Source organism: Pseudomonas deceptionensis (assembly GCF_900106095.1).
GTDB lineage: Bacteria > Pseudomonadota > Gammaproteobacteria > Pseudomonadales > Pseudomonadaceae > Aquipseudomonas > Aquipseudomonas deceptionensis.
On the sequence record NZ_FNUD01000002.1, the window covers coordinates 3,594,616 to 3,605,931 of the forward strand.

The following is an 11,316-nucleotide window of genomic DNA, read 5'->3' on the forward strand; positions in this document are numbered from 1 at the left end:
GGCCATGCAACGGCTTGCGGCACTCGCCCTGACTTCAGCCCTGGGCTGCGCACCTCTGGTGGCGAGTGCGGCAGCCTGTGACTGGCCGGCCTGGGACAGCTACAAGGGCGCCATGATGAGCGCCGACGGGCGCATCATTGATGGCTCGTCGGCGAAAATGGCCACCACGTCCGAGGGTCAGAGCTACGGGCTGTTTTTTGCCTTGCTGGCCAACGACAAGAAAAGCTTCGCCAGCATTCTTGAGTGGACCCGCAACAACCTGGCGGGCGGCAACCTTGAAGCGCATTTGCCGGCGTGGCAATGGGGGCTTGGCAAAAACGGCAAGTGGCAGATCCTGGACCCCAACAATGCCAGCGACGCCGATCTGTGGATCGCCTACAGCCTGCTCGAAGCCGGTCGGCTGTGGCAGTTGCCAGAGTACGTGACGCTGGGCCAAAACCTGCTCTGGCGCAGTGCGGCGCAAAGCCTGCGCAAATTGCCCGGGCTGGGCCTGATGCTGTTGCCGGGTGATATCGGTTTTGACAGCCCTAAAGGCTGGCGCCTCAACCCCAGCTATTTGCCGCCGCAACTGCTGGCACGCTTTGCCCGGATCGCACCCATCTGGGCAGAACTTGGGAGCAACCAGCAGCGCATGCTGATCGAGGGGTCCCCCAAGGGGTTTGCGCCTGACTGGTTGTTGTGGAAAGCCGCCGGGGGCTGGGCCCCCGACAGCAAAAAAGACGGCTCGCTGGGCGACTACGATGCCATTCGTGTCTACCTGTGGGTCGGCATGCTGGCGCAGGACGCACCCAATCGCCAAACCCTGCAAAAGCACTTCGCCCCCATGGCCAGCCTCACGCAAACGCTGGGCTATGTGCCAGAAAGCGTGAATGCCTTGACCGGTACATACACCGGAACCGGTCCGGTGGGGTTCAGCGCTGCAATGCTGCCACTGCTGGCCAGCCTGAACTCCCCCGCGCTCGCGGTACAACAGCAAAAGATTCAGCAACAGCCGCCCGCGGCCGATGCTTATTACAACCAGTCACTGCTGCTGTTTGGTCAGGGCTGGGATGAACAACGCTATCGCTTTGACAAGGATGGTCAGCTATTACCTGCGTGGATAGAAACATGCCAAAAATAACAACATGGGCTTTCTTGCTCGGTGGTTTGTCCACCGCAGCCATCGCACAACCGACCACCGTGCAGGAGCAGCAACAGTGGCTACTGGAGCAGGTGCGGGTCGGTGAGGCCATGTACCGCGAGGACCTGGTACGCGCCTCATTGGCCCGATTGCAGTTGATCGCACCGAACAACCCCCAGGCGCTGGTGGCATCGATTCGCCAGGCAATACTGGATAAAAAGCCTGAATTGGCCCAGCAACTCCTTGCTCAACTGCAAAGTGTTGCCCCCAATTCTGCGGCACTGCGTCAGGGCCAGAGCCTGATGAAGTTGCAAGACCCGCAAAGCCAGAAAGACTTGCAGCAGGCGCGGCTGTTTGCCGCCGCGGGGCGACCGGAAGAAGCGGCGGCGATCTTCGAGCGCCTGTTTGGTGATGCCCCGCCGGATTTCGCCACGGCGCTGGAGTATCTGCGCATCCGCAGCAACATCGCGGGTCAGCACCCAAAAGTCATCGAGCAACTGCAGGTACTGGATAAACAGTACCCTGGCAACGCAGGCCTGCGCCAAACCTTGGCCGACCTGTTGTTCCGGGAAAATCGCCCCCAGGAAGCCCTGGCCGTACTGCAACAACTGTCCACCGACCCGCTTGCCAGCAAAGCGGCGGCCGAACGTGAATACACCTACCTCAGCAGCTTGCCCGTCGATCGATCGACAGCTCAGGCCTGGCAGGCGTTTGTAACGCGCTACCCGTCTTCCCCGCTCATTGGTGAAGCCAGTAAAAACCTGCAGCAACAGCAGCACTTGCTCGGTGACCCGGCATGGAACGCCGGCGCCCAAGGCAAGCAGATGATCGACCAGTCCCGCAACCCGGTGGCGGCTGAAGCCAAGTTGCGTCAGGCCCTCAAGCAATACCCCGATGACCCGACCCTTTATGGCGCACTGGGTATGGCCCTGTTCCGCCAGAGCCGGTACTCCGAGGCCAACACCAACTTCGCCACGGCGCGGACCAAGGAACAGGACACGTCCAACATCAGCAAATGGCAGGACCTGATGGACGCCAGTCACTACCGGATGCTGCTCAGCCAGGGCGACAAGGCCCTCGAACAAAACAACCCGGCCGCGGCGCGCAACGCCTACGCCCAAGCCCGCAAGACCAAGCCGGGGGACGCCGACCCGCTGATCGGTCTGGCCAATGTTGCCCGTGCCGAGCACGATGACATCCAGGCCGAAGCCCTGCTGTTGCAGGCCCGCCGTCTGGAGCCTACTAACGGCAGTGCCGTGCGTGGCCTGATGCGGTTGTACAGCGCGCAGTCCCCGGAAAAGGCCAAGAGCTTCCTCGACAGCCTGCCCGCTTCGAGCCAGAAGGACTTCGCCGGCCTGCGCCAAAGCATTGAACTGGACGAACTGAATCAGCAAGCCGCCACGGCCGAAGCCAACAAGGACTGGCCGAAAGTGGTGGCCCTGTTGAGCAAGATCCGCGACAAAACCCCTGATGAGCCCTGGCTGACCTACCGCCTGGCCAATGCCCAGCGCCAGATCAATCAACCCGGCCCCGCCGATGACAGTTTCAAGCAGTTGATGCGCCGCCAGGGGAAAAACCCTGAGGCCGTGTATGCCTACGCACTGTATCTGTCGTCCAGCGACCGCGATGCCAGCGCCTTGAGCACGCTGGAACAACTGCCAAGGTCTCAATGGACCGACTCCATGCGTGAATTGGACGCTCGCTTGCAACGCAACGAGCTGATTGCCCGCGCCGACCGTCTGCGAGCGGCCGGCCAAGAGCCCGAAGCCATTGCCCTGTTGATGAGCAAACCGGACACCAGCGAGCTGATGACGGTCGCCGGCTGGGCCCAGGAGCGTGGTGATTACGCCCAGGCGCAAAACCTCTACAGCCAGGTATTGAAAAGCCAGCCGGACAACACCGAGGCACGACTGGGGCAAATCGAGACCCTGATTGCCAGCAAACAGTTGCCCGCCGCCCGTCAGCAACTGGCACAGTTCCAGCCCGCCACTGGCACCGTGCTGACCTCGTCGCAACTGCGCCGCGTGGCCAACTCGTGGGCCGCTGTGGGTGAACCCGACAAAGCCCGGGCAATGTACACACAGTTGCTCAATACCCCGCAGGCCGACCCGCTGATGTACCGCGATGCGGCACGGCTGATCGCTGCCAAGGAGCCGCAACAGGCGCTGGATTATTACGCCAAAAGCATGGCCACGGCCGGGTTGATCAGCCCTGAGCAGGCCAACCCCCGTGACGACCGCGCCATGACGATGGCCAGCCGCGAAAAGGACGATGATCAATGGCTGGCACGTAGTCTGCGCAGCGACGTGGATGAGCTGTACCAACGGCAGAACCCGACATTGCACTTGTACACCGACTACGGCTGGCGTTCGGACAGCGCATCTGCAGGCACGTCGGATACAGATACCCGGACCACCATTCTGCAACTGGACTTGCCGGTTTCCGACGGCACAGGATTTGTACGCGCTGAACAGCTCGATATGGATGCCGGCAAATTCAAGGCCGACCCGGACGGCCTGGTTCGCGAGAACTACGGTACCTGTGGTGTGTCGGTAAGGCGCAAAGGCACCACCGGCCCGGATTTCTCGGGCTGTGATGACCGCTCGCAATCGGCCAACGGCACCATGATGGCGGCCGGGTGGAAGAACGAGGTGTGGAACGTCGATATCGGGCGCACACCCGACACCTTCAAAGTTCCCAACTGGCTGGGCGGCGTGGGCTACAGCAGCAAGATTGGCTCATTGGGCTGGACCCTGACCGGTTCGCGTCGCCCCATGAGCAACTCGATCCTGTCTTACGCCGGCGCAAAGGACCTCAATACCGGCGTCACCTGGGGCGGCGTGACTTCCAACGGCGTGACCTTGAGCCTGAGCCACGACGAAGGGGGCGTGGATGGCGTATGGGCCAGTTTCGGGCAGCACTGGTTGCGCGGCAAGAATGTGGAAGACAACCACAAGAGCACAGCCATGGCGGGTTACTACTATCGCCTGGTCGAGCGCGCCGACGAGCGTATGCGCACCGGCCTGACACTGATGTATTGGGGTTATGACAAGGACCTGAGCGAGTACACCCTGGGCCAGGGCGGCTACTACAGCCCACAGAAGTACTACTCGATCGGCGTGCCGCTGAACTATGCGTTCCGTACCGCTAACTGGTCGGTGTCACTGGAAAGTTCGGTGAGCTGGTCGTATGCCAAGACCGATGCCAACGACCTGTATCCGCTGAGCGGGTTGAACGACAAGCTGTTGCAGCAACTGGACAATGCAGGCTTCGAGCTGTCCGATGGCCTGGGGCAGACGTCGGGCGGCAGCAGCACCGGCATCGGCTACCGCGTGCAGGGGCTGGCAGAACGCAGGTTGACGGACAATCTGGTGCTGGGGGGTGGCTTGCTCTATCAACACAGTGACAGCTACGCGCCAAGCCGGGCGATGCTGTACCTGCGTTACACCTTCGATGTGTGGCAAGGCAACTTGCCAATGCCGGTGCAGCCGCTGATCCCGTATGCCGACTTCAGGTAACAACGCAACTGCATAAACGTAGCAGCTGCCGCAGCCTGCGGCAGCTGCTACGGGCCTTAGCGTTTGACCGGTGTACGCATGGTCACAAACTCTTCGGCGGCCGTCGGGTGTACCCCGATGGTTTCGTCGAAGTGCTGTTTGGTTGCACCCGCTTTCAAGGCAATCGCCAGGCCCTGCACGATCTCCCCTGCCTCCGGGCCTACCATATGGCAACCCAGCACCTTGTCGGTGTCGGCGTCGACCACCAGTTTCATCAGCGTACGTTCCTGGCACTCGGTGAGGGTCAGTTTCATAGGGCGGAAGCTGCTCTCGAAAATCTGCACCTTGTGCCCGGCTTCAATGGCCTGCTCTTCGCTCAGGCCCACTGTGCCGATGTTGGGCAGGCTGAACACCGCCGTCGGGATCATCCGGTAATCCACCGGGCGATACTGCTCAGGCTTGAACAGGCGGCGTGCTACGGCCATGCCTTCTGCCAGCGCCACCGGTGTCAGCTGAACGCGACCAATCACGTCGCCAATGGCCAGGATCGACGGCTCGGCGCTCTGGTAAAGATCGTCCACTTCCACAAAGCCGCGTTTGTCCAGTTTCACCCCGGTGGTTTCGAGCCCAAGGTTATCCAGCATCGGGCGACGCCCCGTGGCGTAGAACACGCAATCGGCCATCAACTCGCGACCATCCTTGAGCGTGGCTTTCAGGCTGCCGTCAGGCTGCTTGTCGATACGCTCGATATCGGCGTTGAACTGCACGTCCATGCCGCGCTTGGTCAGCTCCTCGTGCAAATGCTTGCGCACTGCACCGTCAAAACCGCGCAGGAACATGTCACCGCGATACAGCAAGGACGTTTTGGCGCCCAGTCCATGGAAAATCCCGGCGAACTCAACCGCGATATAACCACCCCCCACCACCAGCACGCGCTTTGGCAACTCTTTGAGGAAGAACGCCTCATTGGAGCTGATCGCGTGCTCATGGCCCGGGATCTCGGGGATCTGTGGCCAGCCACCGGTGGCGATCAGAATGTGTTTGGCGGTATGGCGCTGACCGTTGACTTCCACTTCGTTGGGGCCGGTCAGCCTGGCGTGGCCTTCGATCAGGGTCACACCACTGTTGACCAGCAGGTTGCGGTAAATGCCGTTCAGGCGATTGATCTCGCGATCCTTGTTGGCAATCAGCGTCGTCCAGTCAAATTTCGCCTCACCCAGGCTCCAGCCAAACCCGGAGGCCTGCTCGAAATCCTCAGCGAAGTGCGCACCGTAAACCAGTAGCTTTTTAGGCACACAACCGACGTTAACGCACGTACCGCCCAAATAACGGCTCTCGGCCACGGCCACTTTTGCGCCGAAACCTGCAGCAAAACGCGCAGCACGCACGCCGCCGGAACCCGCACCAATTACAAACAAATCAAATTCGTAGGCCATTTCTATCTCCCAGGCAGTCCATCAGCATAATCACTCCAGCGCGATTGACCAGCGCCAGAGGTTGTCGAAGGCAAAAAAACGAAAAAGCCACCCGAGGGTGGCTTTCTTTTGAAGCGCTCTACAGGCCGGGGCTATTAGTAAGCTTTACCGGTTTTGTAGAAGTTTTCGAAGCAGAAGTTGGTAGCTTCGATGTAGCCTTCAGCGCCGCCGCAGTCAAAGCGCTGGCCCTTGAATTTGTAAGCAATCACGCAACCGTTTTGCGCCTGTTTCATCAGGGCGTCGGTGATCTGGATTTCTCCGCCTTTGCCCGGCTCGGTCTGCTTGATCAGCTCGAAAATGTCCGGGGTCAAGATGTAACGGCCGATAATGGCCAGGTTGGACGGTGCATCTTCAGGTGCCGGTTTTTCAACCATGTTGCGCACGCGGTACAGGTCATCGCCGATCATTTCGCCAGCGATCACGCCGTACTTGTTGGTCTCTTGCGGATCAACTTCCTGGATCGCGATGATGGTGCAACGGTACTGGTTGTACAGCTTGACCATCTGCGTCAGGACGCCGTCGCCTTCCAGGTTGACGCACAAGTCGTCCGCCAGTACGACCGCGAACGGTTCGTCGCCGATCAACGGGCGGCCGGTCAGGATGGCATGACCCAGGCCTTTCATTTCGGTCTGACGGGTGTACGAGAACGAACACTCGCTCAGCAGGCGGCGGATACCGACCAGGTACTTTTCCTTGTCCGTGCCCTTGATCTGGTTTTCCAGCTCATAGCTGATGTCGAAGTGGTCTTCAAGAGCGCGTTTGCCGCGGCCCGTGACGATCGAAATTTCAGTCAAGCCAGCATCCAGTGCTTCTTCAACCCCGTACTGGATCAGTGGCTTGTTCACCACCGGCAGCATTTCTTTAGGCATGGCCTTGGTCGCTGGCAAAAAGCGAGTGCCGTAACCGGCTGCTGGGAACAAGCATTTCTTGATCATATGAGTCCTTAAAGGGGCGTACGTTCCAATTTTGGCGCAGTCTAATCAGGCGGCATCGACGTTACAATGCCTCCCGATAGCAAACCGATGCCAACTTAGATAAAAAAAATCCCGTTAGTTCCTTGACGGGAGATTTTGATTGTCGATTGCGGTGCTGGAACCAATGAAATAGCACACTTGTCTGCTTGTAAAGGCATTAACACTTACTTGATGCCCTTACGCTATCATCCCCCCATTAATCCAGCCAATCAGGCAGCTCGTCGATGTCCGCAACAGTCAGTGTCAACGGTTATGAAATCAAACCCGATGAATCGGGCCAATGGTGTGTGTTTGACGCATCGGGTGAGAACATTGCAGGTCCTTTCAGCTCGCAAGAGGCCGCTGTAGAGGTCGCTTCGGTGCTTCAGGACCAGCCTGCCCCGCCCGCCCGCCGGCGCAACAAAAAATAAACAAGCCCATTTTCGTGATGATCACACTACGATGAAAAAAATTCTCACATTGCTCGCTCTGGTTTCGCTTGGTGGCTGTGCTACGGCGTCCAACACCTACCTTGCTGACGGCAAGCAAGGGTTGAGCATAGACTGCTCTGGCGAAGCCATGTCGTGGGCCAAGTGCTACGAGAAGGCAGAAGCCTCTTGTGCTGGCACCGGCTATACCATTATCGGCACCGATGGTACCCCTGCGCTCGAGGAGCAAGACAAGACCCTGGGCGTTGATGTCGGTAATTTCAAAAGCCGCAACATTGTGGTGGCATGCAAATAGCTTGCTGAGTGATGCCGCTAAAGCGCAAGGCTTTAGCGGCAATCAGGGATTACTTTGTACCTTGCCCGATCAGCACGCCATTCACGGTTTGGCCGTAAACGTTTACCCCGTCATTCGCATGAAACTTGACCCTGGTTTTCTCCACTGAACCCTCGACCAGACGCGGGTCCTGTGGGCGTTCGTGGGTGTTTACATACGCAGCCACATCCCATGCCTGCTCGTCGCTCAGGCTGTTGGCCTTGCCCAGCGGCATGTTGTGCTTGATGAATGAGGCAGCCGTGTTGATACGGTGCATGCCGGCCCCCCAGTTGTAGGACTCCTTGCCCCATAGCGGCGGCATCACGTAATCATCGCCTGCCTTTTGCCCTTGCCCGTTATCGCCATGACAAATCGCACACTGGTCCTTGTACACCGCGGCACCCCGGACCAGGTTGTAGCCGCCTTTAGGCTCGGGCACGTCGGGGTAGCCTCGACCGGGCAGTTCAACACCGACGGGCGCCTTGGTCGACAGCCAGTAGGCATAGGTCGACAGCGCCGTGATTTCCCGGCTATCCGCAGCCGGAGGTGTGCCGCCGTTCATACTGAATTGAAAGCAGCCTTGCAGGCGTTCGGCAAAGGTATTGACCTTGTCGTTCTTTTTTCGGTACGCGGGGTACATGGGGTAAGCCCCCCACAGTGGCGCCGAGTTGGCCAGCCGCCCCTGATCCAGGTGGCAGTTGGTGCAGTTCAGGCCGTTGCCCACAAACTTTGGCGCCTGGCGTCTGGTGTCGACAAACAGGGCATAGCCATCCATGACCATTTTGCCGTAGGCGTTGTCTGGCAATTCGCTCTGTTGCGGCGGCTGGAAGTACGTCACGCCCTTGTCGGGAACCGGAGGGGTTTGAATCTGGGACTGATCCTCCATGGCAATGGTCGCCGCATGCACCCCGGAGCTCAGGAGAATTGAAAATGCACAGACCGGCATCAGAATTTTCATGGGGTGACCTCCTTGTGACCCACATTGGCGAAATACTCGGCGACCGCCTTGATTTCGTCCTCGGTCATGGACTTGGCGATATGACCCATCAAATCGTTGGGATCGTTGTGGCGCGTGCCATCGCGCCAGGCGTTGAGCTGTGCGGTCAGGTACATCGCTGGTTGATTGGCCAGCGGTGGAAACGCGCTGCCCACGCCTACGCCGCCAGGCCCGTGACAGCTGACGCATTCGGGGATCTGTCGGTCCCAGGCACCGCGCAAGGCCAGTTTTTCACCCGGTCCGTCGGGCATGCGCGCACGATTGATGGCAGGCACGGCAGGTGCCGGCATGGCCGCAATGGTGGCCGTGACCGAGGCGATTTCCTGATCGGTCAACGACTTGGCCAGGGGTTGCATGACAGGGCTGACCCGCTTGCCCGTTTGAAAATCGTGTAACTGCTTGCTCAGGTAATCGGCAGATATACCGGCTAATCGCGGAAACCCGGCTGGAGCCAGCCCCATGCCATCTGCACCGTGGCAAGCCACGCAGGCGGTGGCACCCGGTTGGGCTCCGCCCTGCAAGTAGATGTTGGGGGCCGGTTGTGCCTGGATAGTGCTCACGGTAAACAGCATCACGCTACTCAATAGCGTTCGCTTTAGTGGAATCATGACCAGCTCCATTATTGTTATATGCTTAGGCCTATAAAATATAAGCATATAGAGCGTAGGAGAATTAACACCCGGTCACAACATTGCTTTGGCATGAACACACTATTGAGCCGAAAAAAAACCTGACGCCGCGCAGAGCACTCGTCAGGTTCGGGGTACAGCGGCGGGTTAACCGAAGCCGGGCTTCAATCAGCCTGAAATGCAGTGTGTTGCGGCTTTGCGGATGTCGCCCGGGCGCACTGGCACGTTGGACATGCTTTCATAGACCTTGATGCTGCTGCCGCCGGAGCGCTCTTCGATATCAATGACTGCCGTCGGATTGGACGTCAGCTTTTGCGGGACGATGACCCGGAATCCATCTTTGTGCGGCTCTATCTGAGGAGCCCTGCGTGTAGTGGACAGTTGCTGCACCAGGCATTGAGCATAGGCATCCGGCTTCTTGCCCGAAATCACATTCAGCGTGGGCAATGTCTGTTCGATATCCGTGACGGATGCACACCCCCCCAAAACCAGCATCGCCGCTAGTACGCCCCACTTCATATACATTCTCCGTTAAAGATCCTACGACCGTAAAAATTCAGAATTTCTCCCTGGCCATAGTGAATAAATACGCAATAGTGGCGGATTATCCACGTTTTGCGTCAAACTCACCCGCATCACGGCATAATACCCCCCTTTAGCCCCCAGACCGGGCCAAAGCACGTGCTATCGTGCTGATTTTTCGGTAAATGCCCCCCTTTTGGAGCCCCAATGAAATTTATTCACCAGCGTGAGCACCTTAACGAAGACGACATCGTCGTAATCGAGTGCTCCCAGCCCTGCAACATCCGCCTGATGAGCGATGCGCACTTTCGCAGCTTCAAAAATGGTGGCCGCCACTCCTACCATGGCGGCGCGTTCAAGGATTTCCCGGCCCGGATCACTGCACCAAGCACCGGTTTCTGGAACATCACCATTGACACCGTCACCACCCGGGCCATCAGCGTAACCCGCAAGCCAAGCTTCCAGCCGACCATTAAAATCGTGCGTCGCTCCAGCTCCAAACTTCGCTAAACCCAAGGCAGGACATACCGTGCAAACCACCAAATACGTGATCAAGTACAAACTCAATGGCGAGCGTCGTTTTGAGTTTGCTCAACTTTCGTCGGGTTCCGAAGAAGAAGCCCGCGCAGCACTTGAGAAAATCCACGGCGATGCTGGCGATACAATCACCGACATCAAGGCGAGCAAGGCGCTCTAAGCCCATGTCTCTGGACCTGTTTGCCGAGCAGGACCTGCAACAGCCCGCCCGCGTCGAGCGCATCAGCGAGCAGGGGTTTGTGCTTCGCGGGTTTGCCCTGCCCAGGGCCCGGGCGCTACTGGACGCCCTTGACTGCGTGCTGGGCCAATCGCCCTTGCGCCGGATGCAGACCCCCGGTGGCTTCACAATGTCCGCCCGCCTCAGCAGTTGCGGCGATCTGGGCTGGACCACCGACCGGGAAGGTTACCGCTACAGCCATGTCGATCCGCTGAGTGCTCGCCCGTGGCCGCCCATGCCGGAAGTCTTCCTCGCGTTGGCACACGCAGCGGCGGCAACCGCCGGCTTTGCCGATTTCATACCCGATGCCTGCCTGATAAATGCCTATGCACCAGGCGCCAAAATGTCGCTGCATCAGGACAAAAACGAGCGCTCCTATTCGGCGCCCATCGTGTCGATTTCTCTGGGCTTGCCGGCAATCTTTCAGTTCGGCGGGTTTGAGCGCAGCGCCCCGGCTCAGCGTATTTCACTGTTCCACGGTGACATCATGGTCTGGGGCGGTGTGGACCGCTTGCGCTTTCACGGGGTGATGCCAATCAAACCCGGGCAACACGACTTGCTGGGCGAACAGCGGATCAATATCACCTTGCGCCAGGCCGGCTAGGCC

Annotated in this window: 12 protein-coding genes; 7 read left to right on the forward strand and 5 right to left on the reverse strand. The window is 59.1% G+C overall.

All coding sequences use genetic code 11. The features are described 5' to 3' along the window. The first annotated feature begins 4 nt into the window (after positions 1-4). The gene (gene bcsZ / locus BLW11_RS16400) at positions 5-1,120 is read left to right on the forward strand and encodes a cellulose synthase complex periplasmic endoglucanase BcsZ (protein WP_048361761.1); all 1,116 of its coding nucleotides are present in this window, start codon (positions 5-7) and stop codon (positions 1,118-1,120) included. Next, positions 1,108-4,638, forward strand: a complete 3,531-nt coding sequence (gene bcsC / locus BLW11_RS16405; protein WP_048361760.1) for a cellulose synthase complex outer membrane protein BcsC — start codon at positions 1,108-1,110, stop codon at positions 4,636-4,638. Before bcsZ ends, bcsC begins: the two co-directional genes overlap by 13 nt. Before the next feature lie 56 nt (positions 4,639-4,694). Here the strand turns inward: bcsC and gorA are convergent, their stop codons facing one another. Further along, a complete protein-coding gene (gorA, locus tag BLW11_RS16410) occupies positions 4,695-6,053 on the reverse strand; it encodes a glutathione-disulfide reductase (protein ID WP_048361759.1) in 1,359 nt (452 codons plus the stop codon). Positions 6,054-6,187: 134 nt separating this feature from the next. Then, positions 6,188-7,027: a UTP--glucose-1-phosphate uridylyltransferase GalU gene (gene galU, locus BLW11_RS16415; protein WP_048361758.1), complete on the reverse strand. Its 840-nt coding sequence runs from the start codon at positions 7,025-7,027 to the stop codon at positions 6,188-6,190. Positions 7,028-7,290: 263 nt separating this feature from the next. On the opposite strand from galU, the gene BLW11_RS16420 reads away from it, so the two are divergent. Together BLW11_RS16420 and BLW11_RS16425 are read left to right on the forward strand one after the other, a co-directional pair. After that, the gene (locus tag BLW11_RS16420; RefSeq protein ID WP_048361757.1) at positions 7,291-7,476 is read left to right on the forward strand and encodes a hypothetical protein; all 186 of its coding nucleotides are present in this window, start codon (positions 7,291-7,293) and stop codon (positions 7,474-7,476) included. Positions 7,477-7,507: 31 nt separating this feature from the next. Further along, positions 7,508-7,789: a hypothetical protein gene (locus BLW11_RS16425; protein WP_048361756.1), complete on the forward strand. Its 282-nt coding sequence runs from the start codon at positions 7,508-7,510 to the stop codon at positions 7,787-7,789. A gap of 49 nt (positions 7,790-7,838) precedes the next feature. Here BLW11_RS16425 and BLW11_RS16430 read toward each other — a convergent pair whose 3' ends face one another. The 3 genes from BLW11_RS16430 to BLW11_RS16440 form a co-directional block, all read right to left on the reverse strand. Next, a complete protein-coding gene (locus tag BLW11_RS16430) occupies positions 7,839-8,765 on the reverse strand; it encodes a c-type cytochrome (RefSeq protein ID WP_048361755.1) in 927 nt (308 codons plus the stop codon). Further along, positions 8,762-9,412: a c-type cytochrome gene (locus BLW11_RS16435; protein ID WP_048361754.1), complete on the reverse strand. Its 651-nt coding sequence runs from the start codon at positions 9,410-9,412 to the stop codon at positions 8,762-8,764. Before BLW11_RS16435 ends, BLW11_RS16430 begins: the two co-directional genes overlap by 4 nt. Positions 9,413-9,601: 189 nt before the next feature. After that, on the reverse strand, positions 9,602-9,952 hold the full coding sequence (locus tag BLW11_RS16440) for a lipoprotein (protein ID WP_048361753.1): 351 nt from the start codon (positions 9,950-9,952) through the stop codon (positions 9,602-9,604). Between the two features lie 210 nt (positions 9,953-10,162). On the opposite strand from BLW11_RS16440, the gene BLW11_RS16445 reads away from it, so the two are divergent. The 3 genes from BLW11_RS16445 to alkB are packed head-to-tail and all read left to right on the forward strand — an operon-like array spanning position 10,163 to position 11,313. Further along, complete coding sequence (locus BLW11_RS16445; RefSeq protein WP_048361752.1) at positions 10,163-10,465, forward strand: DUF1883 domain-containing protein; 303 nt, start codon at positions 10,163-10,165, stop codon at positions 10,463-10,465. A 19-nt stretch (positions 10,466-10,484) separates the two neighbouring features. Then, positions 10,485-10,652, forward strand: a complete 168-nt coding sequence (locus tag BLW11_RS24015; RefSeq protein WP_088500165.1) for a hypothetical protein — start codon at positions 10,485-10,487, stop codon at positions 10,650-10,652. A 4-nt stretch (positions 10,653-10,656) separates the two neighbouring features. Further along, positions 10,657-11,313: a DNA oxidative demethylase AlkB gene (alkB, locus tag BLW11_RS16450; protein WP_048361751.1), complete on the forward strand. Its 657-nt coding sequence runs from the start codon at positions 10,657-10,659 to the stop codon at positions 11,311-11,313. Positions 11,314-11,316 lie beyond the last annotated feature (3 nt).

Coding starts and splice junctions, on each gene's coding strand:
- bcsZ (WP_048361761.1), top strand. CDS start 5: ATGCAACGGCTTGCGGCACTCGCCCTGACTTCAGCCCTGGGCTGCGCA.
- bcsC (WP_048361760.1), top strand. CDS start 1,108: ATGCCAAAAATAACAACATGGGCTTTCTTGCTCGGTGGTTTGTCCACC.
- gorA (WP_048361759.1), bottom strand. CDS start 6,053: ATGGCCTACGAATTTGATTTGTTTGTAATTGGTGCGGGTTCCGGCGGC.
- galU (WP_048361758.1), bottom strand. CDS start 7,027: ATGATCAAGAAATGCTTGTTCCCAGCAGCCGGTTACGGCACTCGCTTT.
- BLW11_RS16420 (WP_048361757.1), top strand. CDS start 7,291: ATGTCCGCAACAGTCAGTGTCAACGGTTATGAAATCAAACCCGATGAA.
- BLW11_RS16425 (WP_048361756.1), top strand. CDS start 7,508: ATGAAAAAAATTCTCACATTGCTCGCTCTGGTTTCGCTTGGTGGCTGT.
- BLW11_RS16430 (WP_048361755.1), bottom strand. CDS start 8,765: ATGAAAATTCTGATGCCGGTCTGTGCATTTTCAATTCTCCTGAGCTCC.
- BLW11_RS16435 (WP_048361754.1), bottom strand. CDS start 9,412: ATGATTCCACTAAAGCGAACGCTATTGAGTAGCGTGATGCTGTTTACC.
- BLW11_RS16440 (WP_048361753.1), bottom strand. CDS start 9,952: ATGAAGTGGGGCGTACTAGCGGCGATGCTGGTTTTGGGGGGGTGTGCA.
- BLW11_RS16445 (WP_048361752.1), top strand. CDS start 10,163: ATGAAATTTATTCACCAGCGTGAGCACCTTAACGAAGACGACATCGTC.
- alkB (WP_048361751.1), top strand. CDS start 10,657: ATGTCTCTGGACCTGTTTGCCGAGCAGGACCTGCAACAGCCCGCCCGC.